This is a genomic window from Bradyrhizobium sp. JYMT SZCCT0428 (assembly GCF_018131075.1).
In the GTDB taxonomy this organism is placed as follows: domain Bacteria; phylum Pseudomonadota; class Alphaproteobacteria; order Rhizobiales; family Xanthobacteraceae; genus Bradyrhizobium.
This window is the reverse complement of sequence record NZ_JAFCLS010000017.1, coordinates 31,905-47,814: the sequence shown is the minus strand read 5'-3', so window position 1 is coordinate 47,814 and position 15,910 is coordinate 31,905. Positions and strand designations below refer to the sequence as shown.

Here is a 15,910-nt window from a genome sequence, read left to right as displayed (position 1 = left end):
GGCGCAGACCCTGGCTGGCGGTTCTTATTGCGGCTTGTCGAATTTCTTGACGACCTCCGCCCATTTCACAATATCGCCGCGCAGGAATTTGTCGAACTCTTCCGGGGTCATCGACATGGGAACCGCGCCCTGCTGGGTCCACAGCTTGACGATATCCGGCCGTTTCACCGCGGTGTTCACGGCGGCATTGATCTTGTCGATGACCGGCTTTGGCGTTCCCGCCGGCGCCATCAATCCCAGCCAGATGGTCGCCTCATAGCCGGCAACGCCGGCCTCGATCGCCGTCGGCACGTTGGGCAGCACGGTGGAGCGCGTCTTGCCGGTGGTCGCCAGCGCGCGTACTTGATTCTCCGCGACATTGGGCGCCATCGTCGGAACCGCGTCGATCATCATCTGCACCTGGCCGCCAATGACGCCGCTACGCGCCTCGCCACTGTTGCGGTAGGGGACATGCACGAGATCGACGCCGGCCATGGTTTTGAACAGCTCGCCGGCCATGTGATACGGCGTGCCTTGGCCGGACGACGCATAATTCAGCTTGCCGGGCTGGGATTTGGCCAGCGCAATGAATTCCTGCAGCGTCTTCGCCTGGACCGTAGGGTGTATCACGACCACGAGGTCGGAATAGTTGACCGGTGCGATTGGCGCGAGATCACGCATCAGTTCATACTTGCGCTGCGGTACCAGCGATTCATTGGCGGTTTGGGTGTTCGACATCATCAGCAGCGTGTAGCCGTCGGGTGGCGACTTGGCGGCCTCCTGCGTACCGATGACGCCGCCGGCGCCGGTGCGATTTTCGATGACGAAGGGTTGGCCGAAGCTTTCCTGCAGGATGCTGCCGATCTGGCGGGCGGTGACGTCGGCAGGGCCACCGGCGCCGAACGGGACGATCACCCGAACTGGCCTTGAGGGATAGTCCTGCGCCAGGCCTGTTGTCCCAAGAACGGCCTGTGCCGCGACAAGCGTTGCCGCCAGCGCAAGCGCCCATCTCAAGCGCATCATTTCAACCTCCCGAACCCGACCTTGTTCTGCTTGGCCTGTTGCCGGCCCAATCTGGCTTCAGCGGAAGTCTAGCGATCCGCGCGGTGATCGCCAGTACCTTCAGATGCGACATTCGTCGCGCTGCTGGCTTGTTGACCCACCCAGCCCCTTTCCAGCAACGCCCTCGTCCTATTTGACGTATTGCATCAATCAGGCCGCAACCATCTGCATCATCGACGCGAGGCTGGCCGTGGCCAACGCAAACAGAATCATTGAAAGTGGGAAACTGATTGCTGATCCAGGACACCCCGTCGCGAGGAATGTGACATGAAGTTCTTCTCCTGCATGGCTGTTGCTACCCTTCTGTTCGCCAGCAGTAGCGCCGTCACCAATGCCCAGACCCTTCCGGCCTATATGGCGCCGATCTCGGGTACATCAGCTGCAACCGCTTCGGATATCGCGACCAGGGATATGCTGGCGCTCAACACCGGCATGTTCGAGCTTTATGGCAATGCAGCAAAGATCTTCCAGAAGAACATCCTGGACAAGCATCCGGTGATTCTCGCCCTGTTCTCGGGCGCCGGCGGTCGGATGATCCTGTACCGGCCGGGGATGCCGCCAATGGATGCGCCGCAGGTGCCGATCGTCTATCAACTGCTGAAATCGGTCGGCCACAGCACGATGGCCCTGGCCCAGGTCGTCGGCCCCTATGTCGACAATCCCAATGACAAATCCTGGCGCGGGGCGATGCTGGCCTATCGCAGCCGCATGCAATCGGCGCTCGATGGTCTCGATGCTACGCCGATGGAACCCGGTTGGCGCGACAATAATCGGACCATCCTGCAGAACAACCTCGCGTTCATGGACGAGTGCGTCGCCAAGGGCGTCGTGCCGTTCGCCGCGCTCGAAGCCTTCGGCAAGAAGCAGGCGCCATATCTGGCGAAGAACGTGGCTTGGGCGGCGCAGACACAAGTCGGGCACTGGATGACGGTGTTGGCGGACTGGAAAAAGCAACTTGGCGCCGACTGGGACAAGACCTATGCCGCGAGCAACACGATCTATGTGGCGCGCCAGAACAACGTGTTGTTCAGCATCCTGGCGCAATTCTTCGGTCCTGACGCGATCAACAGCCGCTTGCTGCTGATCGAGACGGTTTCGTTCACGACGACACCAGCGGATATGTTGGAATCGTTGACCCGCATCATTGCGGATCGCTCGGTCGGCTCGCTGTTCTTTGGCAACTATCATCTGATGGACTACGAGCTGATGGGGGGTGACGCGCGTGTCGCGATCGTTGCGGAAACCGGCAAGCGCGGCATGACGCCGTTCCTGCCGCCTGTCGTTCCGTTCGGCTCGAAGCAATGGCCGACATTGGTGACAACAGGGCCGGGCCCCGCGTCGATCGCCGATCTGAAGTAGTTCCGATAGTGTTGACCGACAGGTAGGAACATGCGGCCTTCGCGGCGCGAATTTGTGAAATGGGTGTCGGCGAGCGGCATCGCCCTCAGCCTGTCGCGGCGGGGGTCGGCGGAAGCGGCCGGGTTGCCCCCACGTGCCTCTCTCCCGGGACGCGAGAGTTGGAACCCCGCGGCCAACGGTGCTGGCCGTATTGACGGTGTCGCCAAGGTTACCGGCGCGAAACTCTACGCGTCTGATTTCCGCGCGTCCGACCTGCCGGGCTGGCCGCAAACGACCTCGCACGCGATTCTGGTTCGCGCGCCAGATGCCACGCATGTCTATGTCGGAATGGATCTCGCGCGGCTGAGCGGTGCGCTCAAGCCGTCGGTGGTCGTGACCGCTGATGACCTCGACAAGATCGGCACGCGCGTTCCAGCATTCTACACCGGCGACCTGTTCTGTCCGGTCGGCAAGACGCCGATCTACATGGGGCAGCCGGTCGCGCTGTTGATCTTCGAGACGTTCGACGCCTTCGACCGGGCGCGGCTGGCGTTGCGAGACGGGACCTTCGTCAAGTTCGGCGAAGAGACCGGCCCGGTCGCGATACCAAGCTACGGTGCCTATCGCTTCACGCGGGTGGCCGGCGCAACGCCCGATGCGCCCGATGTCTATTCACCGATCCAGGCGGGCTGGGTCAGCCCGGGACGCTCCCAGATATCGCCACTCCCGGTGTGGTCGCCGCTCGCAAAGGACACGCCGGCGCCTTACTCCAAGGCCGCGGTCTATGGCGAACAAATTCGAAGCGAGCTCGCAGCGAAAAATTCCAATCTGCTGATGCTGGATCGCGAGTTCGAAACCCAATCCGTCGATCCGATGTTTCTCGAGCCGGAAGCCGGCATCGCCTGGTACAACAACAAAAGCGAAAGCCTGGAACTGGTCCTTGGTGTGCAGTCTCCCTATGAGGCGGCTGAATCGATTGAGCATATGCTCGGCAAGGCGAGCGCTCCATTCAAGCCGGCACGCATCAATGCCCAGTTCACCTATGTCGGCGGCGGGTTCGGCGGCCGCGACCACACCCCGTTCGTCCTCTATGTGGCGCTGGCGGCGATGTTCTTTCCCGGCCGTCCGGTCCGGCTGGCGCATGACCGCCATCAGCAGTTTCAGGCCGGCATTAAACGCCATGCCTTCAAGATGCGATCCCGGATCGGGGTTGACCGCACCACCGGCAAGATCACGGCCTTCGCCGCCGACCATGTGCTCGATGGCGGGGGCCTTGCCAACTTTTCTGTCAACGTGGCAACCGTTGCCGCGACTGCGGCGATCGGCATCTATGACATTCCCAAAGTCGATGTGACCACCGTTGTGGTGCATTCCCGCGGCGTCACGGCCGGGTCGATGCGCGGTTACGGCACGCTGCAGAGTATGACCGCGCTGGAAGTGCTGATCGACGAAGTCGCAGCTGCCTTGCCGCTCGATCCGATTGAATTCCGACGCCGCAACGCGCTCAAGCCCGACGGCCGGACCATGTGCGGCAATCGCTACAGCGTCTCGGTCCGCACCACGGAAATGCTCGACAAGCTCGAGAAGCATCCGATCTGGCAGCAGCGCGCGCAGCAGAAAGCGGCTGCGCGGCCTGGCACCCTCGTTGGCACCGGGCTCGCCTGCGTGACCAAGGACTACGGCGCCGGCGCCGATTGTTCGCTGGGGCGTGTCGAACTCTCGCCCGAAGGCCGGATTACGATCTATTGCGACCATGTCGAGATGGGAAATGGTATCGGCACCGCGCTGGCCAACCGGGTCGCGATCCATCTCGGCATCGTCGCCGACGAAGTTTCGGTGGCACGCGTCGATAGCTATGATGTCCTCGGGCTGGTCACGTCGGGCGATCCCTACACGATGGATCAGAAGACGCAGGATCGGGCAGAGAAAGACCCGCGCTGGGTGCCCGCGATCAGTACGGCGACCAGCGCCTCGGTCGGCGCGCATGTGGGAACCCATTCGGCGGCCGAGGCGGCGCGGGTCATCTTCCGGTATGGCCTGTGGCCGGCGGCGCTTGAGTTGTGGAACATCGCTCCGAGCGACCCGCGCGCAAAGGATTGGGCGAAGGCGCAATGGAAAGACGGACAGCTTGTTATGTCCGGTCTTGCGGCGCTGCCTTTGCCGGCACTGGCCGCGAAGGCGCATGCACGCAATCTGGTGACCGGCGCCATGGCGCACAGCTTCTCCCGCTGGGAGTGGTCGCGTGCGCGGTTTCCGTTCAACGGCGAACAATATCGCGCCGAGATCGATGCGCTGGCGGTGCGGAAGGGTAACGGCAAGTTCGCCCGGATCGATCGGGTCAGCGTCAGATTCCCGCCGGCCGTCAACAACCAGAGCGGCAACACCTACACCTCGATGTGTGGAACGCTGGTCCACGTCGAGATCGAGCGCGCGACCGGTGTGCTGCGTATCGCCAAGGCCTACAACGTATTTGAATGCGGCCGCGCATTGGTGCCCGAAGTGGTGCTGGGCCAGGCGCAAGGCGGCTTTGCGATGGGCGTCGGCTATGCCCTGCTGGAGAACCTGCCGCCCTACGAGGGCGGTCCCGGCAACGGCCAGTGGAATCTCGGGCAGTATCTTGTGGCGCGCGGATCGGATTTGCCGCTGCATGACCTCGAAACCGAGATGTTGCCGCCGCTGACGCCGGACGAGCCGCCGAAGGGCATGGCGGAAGTCGTGATGGTTCCGGTCGTGCCGGCGATCCTGAACGCCATCTTCGACGCCACCGGCCGCCGCTTCCAGTCCCTGCCGGTGACCACCAGCCTGCTCAAGGGAGTGCTCGCGTGACCAAATTGAGCATCACGATCAATGGCCGCGCGCACGGACCGACGGATGTTCGCGACGATCTTTCGATGAACGATTTCCTGCGCGAGTATCTCGGCATGACCGGCACCAAGTTCGGCTGCGGTGCCGCGCAGTGCCTGAGCTGCGCCGTCATCATCGACAACCCCGATGGGACAAGCTTCACCAGTCCGACCTGCGTCGTCTCTGCGGTGAGTTTCGACGGCAAGTTCATCCGCACGGTCGAGGGACATGCCAAGAACGGTGAGCTTACGACGCTGCAGAAGGCGTTTATCGAGCACTTCGCATTCCAGTGCGGCTATTGCACCGCTGGTTTCCTGAACGAGGGCCAGGTGTTGCTGGAGCGTCTGGCGAAGGCGCCTGTGGCACGCGCGGAACTCGAAAAAACCATCGCCGAAGCGCTCGACGGACACATCTGCCGCTGCACCGGCTATGTCAAATATCATGAGGCTGTACGTGACGTGATCCTCGCGGATTCCAAGCGCTATCTCGTGGCGAAGCAATGACCGGGCGCAAGGACCAGGCGACATGAAATCGAAACTGCGGTTTCAGCTTCTCGTCTCGATCGCTACCGTGGCGACGAGCATGCTTGCGGGCTACGCGGTTTCCGAAACTGCACCCCGGAACCTTGCTAGTCCTGAGAGCTTTGCATCAATTTCTGATACGGACGCGCGTTCGGCGGCGATGTTCACCGAACTCGGCAAGGTGCTGACCCATCCGCGCTGCACCAATTGCCATCCGGCCACCGACCGTCCGCGGCAAGGCGATGAGAGCCGGCTGCATCAGCCACCAGTCGCCCGCGGTGCCGACGGCCACGGTCTTCCGGCGATGCGCTGCTCGATCTGCCATCAGAATGCGAACTTCGAACCCGGTCGCATGCCGGGCCATCCGGAATGGCATCTCGCGCCGCGCGAGATGGCATGGGAGGGCAAGACGGTTGCCGAAATTTGCACGCAGCTCAAGGATCCCGCGCGCAACGGCGGTCGCAAGCCCGAGGAGCTGATCCATCACATCGGCGAAGATACGCTGGTCGGCTGGGCCTGGGCCCCGGGCGTTGGCCGCAGCCCCGCGCCCGGTACGCAAAAGCAGGCCGGCGCGCTGGTCGAGGCCTGGGTGAAGACCGGCGCGGCCTGTCCCGCGCAGTAATATCTGCGCAGTGACGTCGCGGCGATGGTCTATCTCGGCGTCTAATGCATGGCTTGGCTGCCGTTTTCGCCGGTGTGCCCGCCGATAAAGCTACTCGGCGACGGCGAATTTTGATGTTACCTATCGGCGCATGAACCAGCATGCCAAGGTCGACATCCGCCACTGCACCTGCCCACATGATTGCCCATCGGCCTGCGCGCTCGATATCGAGGTGATCGACGGCCGCAGTATCGGCCGGGTGCGTGGTTCCAAGCAGCAGACCTACACCGCCGGCGTCGTCTGCGCCAAGGTCGCCCGCTATGCCGAGCGCATTCATCATCCCGACCGGTTGTTGCATCCGATGCGCCGCACCGGACCCAAGGGCTCCGGTCAGTTCGCGCGGATCTCGTGGGATGACGCACTGGATGAAATCACCGCGCGTTTCGATCAGGCCGAGAAGGAGTTCGGTGCACAATCGGTCTGGCCGTATTATTATGCCGGCACCATGGGCCTGGTGATGCGCGACGGCATCAACCGTCTTGCCAATGTGAAGAAATACTCCCGTTTCTACTCGACGATTTGCGCCAACGTCGCCCGTATCGGATTTGCCATAGGCACCGGCAAGATCGCCGGCGTCGATCCGCGAGAGATGGGCGTGTCCGACCTTGTCGTGATCTGGGGCACCAACCCCGTGAACACCCAGGTCAACGTGATGACGCATGCGATGCGTGCCCGCAAGGAGCGCGGCGCCAAGATCGCGGCGATCGATGTTTACAACAACGACACCATGAAGCAGGCCGATATCAATATCCTGCTTAAGCCCGGCACTGACGGCGCGTTCGCCTGCGGCGTCATGCACGTGTTGTTCCGCGAAGGTTACGCCGATCGCGAATATATGGATCGCTACACCGATTGCCCGAATGAACTGGAAGCACACCTTGCGAGCCGTACGCCGGAGTGGGCCTCGGCGATCTCGGGCGTGCCGGTCGAGGAGATCGAGGCGTTTGCCCGGCTGGTCGGTCAGACCAAGCGTTCGTTCTTTCGTCTCGGCTATGGCTTCACGCGGAGCCGTAATGGTGCGGCGCAGATGCATGCAGCGCTGTGTATTCCGGCGGTAACCGGCGCTTGGCAACATGAGGGCGGTGGTGCGTTCTTCAACAATTTTGCGATCTGGAAGTTCGACGAATCCATCATCGAGGGCCACGACGCGCTCGACCGCAACACCCGCTGGCTCGACCAGTCGCAAATCGGTCGCATCCTGACCGGAGATGCGGAAGCTCTGAAGGGCGGGCCGCCGGTCAAGGCGATGCTGATCCAGAACACCAATCCGATGACGGTCGCGCCGGAGCAGGCGCTGGTGCACAAGGGGTTTGCGCGCGAAGACTTGTTCATGGTGGTGCATGAGCAGTTCATGACCGAGACGGCTGTCATGGCCGACATCGTGCTGCCGGCGACCATGTTCATGGAGCACGACGATCTTTATTACGGTGGCGGCCATCAGCATATTTCGGTCGGCGCCAAGCTGATCGATCCGCCCGGCGAGTGCCGTTCGAACCACGAGGTTTTGCAGGGCCTCGGCCGCCGGCTTAACGCTGTGCATCCCGGCTTTACGATGTCGCCGCGCGAATTGATCGACGCGACGCTGCAGAAGAGCGGTCATGGCGATATCGCGGACCTGGAGGCGGATCTTTGGCGCGACCTCCAGCCGGATTTCCGCACCTCGCATTACCTCGACGGTTTTGCGCATGCGGACAAGAAGTTTCACTTCAAGGCTGACTGGGCGAACCCGCCCTTCGGCAACGCCTTGGGCCCCTGGGCACAGATGCCGTCGCTGCCGGACCACTGGACCATTATCGAGGAAGCGGATGAGGCCCATCCGTTCCGTCTCGCCACCAGTCCCGCGCGCAGCTTCCTCAACACCAGCTTCAACGAAACGCCATCGTCGATCGCGCGCGAGGGCAAGCCCTCGGTGATGATGCATCCCGATGATGCCGCGGAGCTCGGGCTCGCCGATGGGGATGTCGTCACACTCGGCAACGTGAGAGGCGAGACGAATTTGACGTTAAAGCTGTTCGACGGGCTGAGACGCGGCGTACTGATCGCGGAATCCATTCAGCCGAACAAGGCCCATATCGGTGGTCGCGGTATCAACATGCTGACCGGAGCCGAGGCGGTTGCCCCCGTGGGCGGTGCGGCGTTCCATGACAACAAGGTTTGGGTGAAGAAGGCCACGCCCTCGGCTTAAATCCTGCTTGCAGTCCGGCGTCATCCTGCCGCAAATGTTCGCCAATCCATGGCAAACAGGGCGAGCGGAACAATGACCGACAACAGCAGCGTTATACGCGAGAAGCGCGGACAGGCGTTCTGGATTACCATCAACCGGCCGGACAAGCGCAACGCCATCAATGCCGACGTCGTCGCCGGTATCGCCAAGGGGTATCGCGACGCCCATGACGACAAGGAAGTGCGCGTCATCGTCCTGACGGGGGCGGGTGACAAGGCGTTTTGCGCCGGCGCCGACCTGCAGAACAGCGGCGCCGCTTTTGCGATGGATTTTTCCAGGCCGAATGTCGACTACGCCGATTTGTTGCGATTGTCGCAGAACGCCACCAAGCCCGCGATCGCGCGGGTAGGGGGCGTTTGCATGGCCGGCGGCATGGGCCTGCTGTGCATGACGGATATGGCGGTGGCTGCCGACCACGTGATCTTCGGGCTGCCCGAAGTGAAGGTCGGCGTGTTTCCGATGCAGGTGATGAGTCTGTTGCAATCGATGGCGCCGCCGCGCCTTGTCAATGAGTGGGCGCTGACGGGCGAACCGTTCGATGCGAAGGCGGCTCAGGCCGCCGGGCTGCTGAATTACGTGGTGCCGCCAGCCGAGCTCGACGCTAAGGTCGATTGGCTGATCAGCCGAATCGTCGACAAATCGCCGACCGCGATCCGGCGCGGCAAATATGCCATGCGCGCCATCGCTTCGATGTCGTTCGACGAAAGCATCGCCTACACCGAAAGCCAGATTGCCTTGCTGGCCATGACAGAAGACGCCAAGGAAGGCCTCAAGGCCTTCAGTGAAAAGCGCAAGCCCTTCTGGACGGGCAAATAGTTCGGTTGTGGCCTCCTACGTGAGCCTTGGGGGCCATAAAGTAAATCAATGACTTTCGATGCTAGGTGTCATTTCGAGAAAGAGTCAGGATCGCTTTTGATCGCTCCTGATGGCGCTTCTTGGAGGCCGAGATCAACTGTTGCGCGCACGCTTGGCATAGGTTGGAAGTTGGCTTGTAGATCAATGATGGGCCGCGGCGCGTAATCGGCATCCGTGAGGTCGCTGTCGGCACCTTCTGTGAAGTGCTAGCAAAGACGTAGCGGCGCCCGGACAGTAGGCCGTCAAGCGGCCATACCTCTCGATAGTCGAGTTGGCCCGCAGCGCCAACTCCGAAGCTTTCTTGCGACTGAACAATCCAAACACTGACTTGCTATTTCCTTCGCACCGACCCCGCAAATCCTGGTGGAAGAGCAGTTCGAACGGCCCCAACAATTAGTTGACCAATTGCGCCCTTCTGGATGCCTTTGCGCCTCGTCGGCCTTACTCACCAACGTTGATGCCATCACAGCCCAGGACCTCCTGCTGATGTGATCGTGCAGTCAGAAGACGCGGAGGCTCAAACAAATTCCATGATGCCTCATGAGCGAATGGTGTTGGTGATCGTGAATGAGCGGGATCTCTAGGATCCGTCAATACGGTGAATTCGACAACCCAAGCCCTTGGAGTCAGTCGGTACGATGTAGACCATCAGTCTGTGGCTGCCAGACCGCACCTAGGCTATTTACAAAGAACAGTGGTTGCGCCTTTTGATTTAAGAACGCAGCCGCAGTCAATTCGCCGCCGAAGCAAGCACCTGTGTCCAGGTTCAATCGATGTGAACGAAGATCTGGCAGCCTCGATTTGGTTGGAGTATGTCCGTGCACGACAAAGATGCCGTAATCTGCTTTGAATGACAGAAATGGCCCGCGGATCCAAAGTAGATCGTCCTCAGATTGGTCGGCGATGGGTGGCTGTAGCCAGCAGATGGGAGCATTTGGTGGCAAGACCACGCGAGCGAGCTTGTTTTGCACGACGGGTTGAAGCTGGAATTAAACCGGCTTGCTCGCGATGGCCGGCTCCATTGCGCGGAATCCGAAATCCGCACGTCGGGACGGCCGCGCGACCGCTTAATAGACATGATGGGGTTTTTCCAACCATTACCCCTGCTTGGAGGCTAACTCTTTGACGTTCACGTCGTGGCAATTTGCGGTGTTCGTGTCTGGGGTATTTGCCCTTTATTACTGGCCATTCGTTCGCCCGTATCAGGTCTACATCCTGGTAGTTGCAAGCCTGTTCTTCTACGGATTCGGGCAACCGGAATTGCTAGCGCTGCTCGCGATAGCGGTCTTCGGAACTTACTTCTTTCTCTTGAAGGCCATGGTTCGACGTAAGTTGTGGCTGCCGGCCGGCATTGCATTCAACCTCGCGTTATTAGCCTTTTTCAAATACAAATTGCTGTTTGTCGATCCCTCCTCACCGGCGCTCTCGGATGTTGGCGCGATTGACCTCTTGCTGAACCTCCCGCTGCCAATAGGCATTTCGTTCTTCGTTTTCCACAACATCAGCTTGCTGGTGGACATGACGAAACGCACCGGCCCTGCCCCCTCCCAATGGGATGTGTTTCTTTACATTATATTCTTCCCGCAGCTCGTCTCCGGGCCTATCACGCGGGCGGAAAACTTTCTGCCGCAAATCCAACCGAAATTTCTCAACGAAGTACCGTTCGTCGAGGCGGCGAGATGGATTGTCACCGGCTACTTCTTCAAACTATTTGTCGCGAACAACCTCAACACGCTCACGACCAACATGGATTTTCCTCTATACCATGCGCTTCGAAGCAGCGACCGTTGGCTCTGCTTGTTCCTTTATAGCTATCAAATCTATGCCGACTTTTTCGGATATTCTGCAATCGCGATCGGGCTTGGGCTGCTGTTCGGCTACCGTCTGCCAATCAATTTCAACTTGCCCTATATCTCGCAGTCATTTGCTGAGTTTTGGACGCGCTGGCACATTTCGCTGTCAACCTGGCTCCGCACCTATCTCTACATCCCGTTAGGCGGCAACCGCCATGGTCAAGGGCGGACATACCTCAATCTAATGATCGTGATGGGCCTGGGCGGTCTTTGGCACGGCGCCGGATTGAGCTACCTGGCATGGGGGCTAATGCACGGCCTCTTTCTGGTGATTGAGCGTCCGTTCCTGCCCTTGATAGAAAAACTTGCAGCAATTGCCGCTCTGCGTCGCGTGATCGTTGTGGCTCGCATGCTTGTTGTTTTTTTATGCGTCTCCTTCTTATGGGTTTTCTTCAAGCTCCCGAATTTCGAGCATGCGATGGATTATATTTCTGGTATGTTCGTTGATCAGTCCGTGCCCAACCCTGCGCGCATTTACCGAAGTCTGGCGCTGATCTATGCGCTGCCAGTCCTCATACAGCATTTTATTACCTCGGAGAGGCTCGTTGTGCTACGGGGTAACCTGGATCCCTATGTGTATGGCGCGATGGCAGCTCTGATGCTAATCGAAGCCGGTCCCGACACAGCGTTCATATATTTCCAGTTCTAGGTTGGACATGGACCGTACTACCTCGATGAGCTGGTTTGTGAAGGCGAGCGCTGCATGTGCCGCAGTATTGGCCATGTGCTGGATAGCTCCTCGGCTCTTCCATGACTTCCCGGACTTTCCCGCGACCACGACGGATGAAATACAGTCCAAGATTGCCGATCGTTATCTCAACAGCCCAGTTGCTCCGATCGCGTTAACGGGCAGTTCGTTCACCGTGCGATTGCACGAAGAATTTTTTCATAAACTTTACGTTCGAAATCTGGCGCTGCCTGGTGGATCTCCGTTGACCGGGGCAGCAATGATTGCGGCGGCGACCGCTGTTCGGCCGCGGCTCATAGCTATCGAGACCAATACTCTTTCTCGCGGTATCGACCAGGCAATGGTTGAGAGGGTCCGCACGAGCAATGCGGAGCCTGCGCGCGCACCCATGAATTTAAGGCCCCTTCGCACATTAGCCGCGTTGTACCAGCAAAAGCTCGACGATTGGCGGCGCTTTGACAGAGATGACAAATCTGCGCTTCTTCAGCAAGCGGCTCTAGAAGAGGCAATTCTACGAAAGCCGCCAGCCCCCGAATACAACCCACTTGAGCTCGCTGCTATCTTGGCAGAATGGAACAATCCGGATCACGATCAGATCATCCGTCGACATGTAGCCGAATTGAAGCACATCGTGGGCACGCTCGAGATGCAAGGCGTTTCGGTGTTCTTTTACGAACTTCCTCTGGGCCCCGCATTCGCGCGGTCCCGTTATATGACAACGGGCCGGTCAGCGATGGCAGAGGCCTTTGGGCACGACCACGGCAAATGGTTATCATTGGACTATCCATCCAACGAGATCCGATGGACCGATGGAGCACATCTTGACGACCGATCGGCTATCATCATGGCGCGCTCTTTAGAGAGAGCGATCGAGCGGAAAATGGGTAGCGAGGTGGTAAAGCGGACATCCTCAGACCTTGCCCGCTAAGGTTGGAGTCACCGTTTCGAGGCCTAACCACGAATTCACTCGCTCTGTCTAGAGCCGAGAGGAAGTTTCATAAAATTCGATGAACGATTGCTTGGGGCCTAGGTCGGATAATTTGCTCAATTGCCACGTTGTTCGCGACTGAAATTACGATGCGCATGCGGGCGATAAATTCACGGCCCTTAATAGATCGCCAAAAGGACCGGGCCGGCTGCACGGCTTTACCGGTTCAGATGGTTTGGATCGATCCTCGGCCTGATTGCGTTTGCGATCGACGTTCTGCTCTTCTTTTTGGATTCGGTCTTGGGAATCTTTGCCCGAAAATGAGAGAGCATTGGGATCGCGCCAGTGTCGGCTTATGATTTTGGTTTCCATCGGCGGGGTGGGCGGAGTGACGACCGGTGCGGGCGGCTCGATTGACTGCGAGATAGGTTGCGGTGGGGTCTCCGGACGCACGTAGTTGACCTCAAGCCGATCGGCCTTGCTAAGCGTATCTGGAGCGCGGTCAATACCAACCGTGAGTTGGTCTGCCGGGAGCTCTGCAACTGGGCCAGCAGGCGTTCTAGCCGCCTTGCCGGCGGCCAGGGCGCTGACAAGCGCTAGACATAAAACCGTAAGCCAGACCGTCCTAATCATCTTCTGCCCTAGACCGGTATCAGCAGTGCAGCCTCAGCACCGATTTGGGCGGTTAAGGGGCAGGATAAACTCGACAATGAGGGGGGCACACAAATCGCCGGCTTAACCGGCACAGGTGGCGCAGAGTTCCATAAAAATGGATTTGCGAATGCGCATCGACCGGTTAGTAGCGTGGGCTGGGCTCGGTGCGGCTCCGAAGGTTTAGCCCTATCTGAGAGATAGGGCTAAACCGGCTTAACACGGCTTGGCGAACGTAGACTTCAGCTCGCAACCCTTTTTCTGGGTCAGGTCGGCCAATTTAGCCCCATGCATCAGAAAGCGAAACGGACGCACGGGCTTTAGAAGATCTGAAAGCTCTAGCCCTGGCGCTTGCCGGCCTGAAAGTACGGTGATTGCGGGCGACAACAGTGTGAGCCGGAGAATGCGGCTCAGATAAGAGTCGTTGACCTTCTCGGCTTTCGCCAGTTCCGCCGAGGAGGCGTACTTGCCGCTTTCGATCATTCGCCAAAGGCGCGACCGCGAATGCCCTAAAAGTCAAATGGCGCGGGCTATTCGATACCGAACCGCCCCCTATAACCGGCGGTTCTTGGAGAGCCCGGCTAGCCTACCGGATTCAGGAGTTGGCTATGGCGGCCTGAAAAAGGAGACCGTTGAGCGGCTTCGGGTGCTGGGAAAGCAATGATGGCAAGCCAGGCCTTCAAGATGCGACGGGGCCCCTTGGCTTGAGCGGTCGTCCAAGCTTTGGCCGCGGTGGGCGCTCTTTAGGTCTGACTGGCATCACTGTTAAACGAACGCCCAGCCCCTCGAACAAAGCCATGACACGTCCGAGTTGAGGGTCGATCTCACCCCCAAATGTTTTGTACAAGTTGTCTCGGCGAAGGCCCGTCTCGCGCGCCATTGCCTTTACGTTTTGGGCTCTCATCACCCGGTTCAGAGCAATTAGAACTTCACGCAGGTCATTTTTGCGAAATATATCATCTAGATAGGCGGCGATCGCTCCTGGGTTGTCACGGTAGAGTTTCGGGTCAAATTCGTCGTCCGACATCATGTCCTCAGCGCACTTTGCCATTCAGTGTGGCATCTCGGTGACAGCTGTCAAAGCTGAATTGCGTATACTCCTTACATCGAATTTCTGGAATCGGTGCGACGCACCCCGCGCGACAAGGTAGGGAAATAGAGAGATGAAGAAAATTGTGCTCGCTCTGGCTGCGTTAGCGGCAATCACCGGATCGGCCTCGGCTGCTGACCTTGGGGCCCGTCCGTATACCAAGGCTCCGCCCCCCGTGGCTCCTGTCTATAACTGGACCGGATTTTACATTTTCGGCGGTGGCGGTGGCGGCATCTGGTCTGCAAACGGCGGCGTGGATGTCACCGGGGGCCCCTGCATCGTTTGCACCAACACCCGCACTGGCGGCGACGGCTGGTTCGGCACGGTGGGTGCCGGTTACGACTGGCAGAGCGCGGCTTGGGTGTTCGGTATTTTCGGCGACGGCACCTTCGGTAGCCTGAAGGGCAACATCGGTGATTCGAGCTTCACCGCTCCTGGCAGCCTCATTCCGGGCATCGTCGGCACCACGAAAATGGAGACCGCTTGGGCAGCTGGCGCACGCGTCGGTTACCTTGTCGCTCCGAACGTCCTCTCCTATGTGAATGGTGGTTATACGGGCACGTACTGGACGGGCAGCACGCTGCTGGGTTCAAACACCGGTACTGCGTCTGGTCTGCACACTGACCGCTTTAACACTCAGGGCTGGTTTGTGGGCGGTGGCGTCGAGAACAACCTGAACATCTTCGGAATCAATGCTCCGGGCTGGTTCATGAAGACCGAATATCGCGCGGCCTATCTTGATCGCAAAAACCTCCAAGAGCGGGTCGATGGCACCAATCTCCCGACCGGCTTCGACATCACCTTCAAGCCTTTCGTTCAAACGATCAGCACTTCGCTGGTCTATCGCTTCAACTGGGGTGCTGCGACCGGAACGCGGTACTGATCTCCCGATTGATCAACTCAAAAGCCCCGGCATCGCCCGGGGCTTTTTTTGTTGGGCGGGGCTGACGGCGCAACTTAAAGAAAAAGCCCCGCAGGTTAGGGCGGGGCAAAGTCGTTGAAGTACCTGGCGGATGATCCGCGTGAGGATTCAGCGCAGGCTAACAGGCCCAATCCGGCTCGGGCCACCCATATCGCGCAAGCCTCACCCTACTCTCAAATTTTCCGCCGATTCCTTGCCTCAAAAACGCGCCGCCCATGCATGTTACCTAGGTACAAAAGCGGCCCAGAAGCTTCATAAAGCATACCGGCGATCGACAGGGGCGGAAGGATCGGG

General features: G+C 59.6%; 12 protein-coding genes. 9 read left to right on the top strand and 3 right to left on the bottom strand.

The annotated features are described in order from the left end of the window. Nucleotides 1-24: 24 nt before the first annotated feature. A complete protein-coding gene (locus tag JQ575_RS18875; RefSeq protein WP_409364803.1) occupies nt 25-999 on the bottom strand; it encodes a tripartite tricarboxylate transporter substrate binding protein in 975 nt (324 codons plus the stop codon). A gap of 309 nt (nt 1,000-1,308) precedes the next feature. Here JQ575_RS18875 and JQ575_RS18870 point away from each other — a divergent pair, with 309 nt between their 5' ends. The 8 genes from JQ575_RS18870 to JQ575_RS18835 all read left to right on the top strand — a co-directional run bounded on the left by JQ575_RS18870 (nt 1,309) and on the right by JQ575_RS18835 (nt 12,953). Beyond that, a complete protein-coding gene (locus tag JQ575_RS18870; protein ID WP_212034717.1) occupies nt 1,309-2,400 on the top strand; it encodes a hypothetical protein in 1,092 nt (363 codons plus the stop codon). A 30-nt stretch (nt 2,401-2,430) separates the two neighbouring features. Continuing rightward, nucleotides 2,431-5,205, top strand: coding sequence for a xanthine dehydrogenase family protein molybdopterin-binding subunit (locus tag JQ575_RS18865; RefSeq protein WP_212034716.1), 2,775 nt, complete (start codon nt 2,431-2,433; stop codon nt 5,203-5,205). Beyond that, nucleotides 5,202-5,726: a (2Fe-2S)-binding protein gene (locus JQ575_RS18860; RefSeq protein WP_212034715.1), complete on the top strand. Its 525-nt coding sequence runs from the start codon at nt 5,202-5,204 to the stop codon at nt 5,724-5,726. The genes JQ575_RS18865 and JQ575_RS18860 overlap by 4 nt, the downstream gene beginning before the upstream one ends. A 22-nt stretch (nt 5,727-5,748) precedes the next feature. Continuing rightward, nucleotides 5,749-6,366: an Isoquinoline 1-oxidoreductase subunit gene (locus JQ575_RS18855; protein ID WP_212034714.1), complete on the top strand. Its 618-nt coding sequence runs from the start codon at nt 5,749-5,751 to the stop codon at nt 6,364-6,366. A gap of 130 nt (nt 6,367-6,496) precedes the next feature. After that, nucleotides 6,497-8,590 carry a molybdopterin oxidoreductase family protein gene (locus tag JQ575_RS18850; protein ID WP_212034713.1) on the top strand — a complete coding sequence of 698 codons (2,094 nt, stop codon included), beginning with the start codon at nt 6,497-6,499 and terminating at the stop codon, nt 8,588-8,590. A 72-nt stretch (nt 8,591-8,662) separates the two neighbouring features. Further along, nucleotides 8,663-9,445, top strand: a complete 783-nt coding sequence (locus tag JQ575_RS18845) for an enoyl-CoA hydratase/isomerase family protein (RefSeq protein WP_212034712.1) — start codon at nt 8,663-8,665, stop codon at nt 9,443-9,445. A gap of 1,161 nt (nt 9,446-10,606) precedes the next feature. Then, nucleotides 10,607-11,986 (top strand): MBOAT family protein, encoded by a 1,380-nt coding sequence (locus tag JQ575_RS18840; protein WP_212034711.1) that lies wholly within the window; start codon nt 10,607-10,609, stop codon nt 11,984-11,986. A 7-nt stretch (nt 11,987-11,993) separates the two neighbouring features. Beyond that, entirely contained in the window at nt 11,994-12,953 is a 960-nt protein-coding gene (locus JQ575_RS18835; protein WP_212034710.1) for a hypothetical protein, read from the top strand. 867 nt (nt 12,954-13,820) lie between these two features. Here the strand turns inward: JQ575_RS18835 and JQ575_RS18830 are convergent. Then, nucleotides 13,821-14,087 carry a hypothetical protein gene (locus tag JQ575_RS18830; protein ID WP_212034709.1) on the bottom strand — a complete coding sequence of 89 codons (267 nt, stop codon included), beginning with the start codon at nt 14,085-14,087 and terminating at the stop codon, nt 13,821-13,823. Between the two features lie 196 nt (nt 14,088-14,283). Continuing rightward, nucleotides 14,284-14,631: an addiction module antidote protein gene (locus JQ575_RS18825; RefSeq protein ID WP_212034708.1), complete on the bottom strand. Its 348-nt coding sequence runs from the start codon at nt 14,629-14,631 to the stop codon at nt 14,284-14,286. Between the two features lie 136 nt (nt 14,632-14,767). Between JQ575_RS18825 and JQ575_RS18820 the strand changes: the two genes are divergently transcribed. Further along, the gene (locus JQ575_RS18820) at nt 14,768-15,577 is read left to right on the top strand and encodes an outer membrane protein (protein WP_212034707.1); all 810 of its coding nucleotides are present in this window, start codon (nt 14,768-14,770) and stop codon (nt 15,575-15,577) included. Nucleotides 15,578-15,910: the final 333 nt, after the last annotated feature.

Excerpts from the sequence above, each read along its gene's own strand:
- JQ575_RS18875 (WP_409364803.1), bottom strand. The coding sequence starts at position 999 with ATGCGCTTGAGATGGGCGCTTGCGCTGGCGGCAACGCTTGTCGCGGCA.
- JQ575_RS18870 (WP_212034717.1), top strand. The coding sequence starts at position 1,309 with ATGAAGTTCTTCTCCTGCATGGCTGTTGCTACCCTTCTGTTCGCCAGC.
- JQ575_RS18865 (WP_212034716.1), top strand. The coding sequence starts at position 2,431 with ATGCGGCCTTCGCGGCGCGAATTTGTGAAATGGGTGTCGGCGAGCGGC.
- JQ575_RS18855 (WP_212034714.1), top strand. The coding sequence starts at position 5,749 with ATGAAATCGAAACTGCGGTTTCAGCTTCTCGTCTCGATCGCTACCGTG.
- JQ575_RS18850 (WP_212034713.1), top strand. The coding sequence starts at position 6,497 with ATGAACCAGCATGCCAAGGTCGACATCCGCCACTGCACCTGCCCACAT.
- JQ575_RS18845 (WP_212034712.1), top strand. The coding sequence starts at position 8,663 with ATGACCGACAACAGCAGCGTTATACGCGAGAAGCGCGGACAGGCGTTC.
- JQ575_RS18835 (WP_212034710.1), top strand. The coding sequence starts at position 11,994 with ATGGACCGTACTACCTCGATGAGCTGGTTTGTGAAGGCGAGCGCTGCA.
- JQ575_RS18830 (WP_212034709.1), bottom strand. The coding sequence starts at position 14,087 with ATGATCGAAAGCGGCAAGTACGCCTCCTCGGCGGAACTGGCGAAAGCC.
- JQ575_RS18825 (WP_212034708.1), bottom strand. The coding sequence starts at position 14,631 with ATGTCGGACGACGAATTTGACCCGAAACTCTACCGTGACAACCCAGGA.
- JQ575_RS18820 (WP_212034707.1), top strand. The coding sequence starts at position 14,768 with ATGAAGAAAATTGTGCTCGCTCTGGCTGCGTTAGCGGCAATCACCGGA.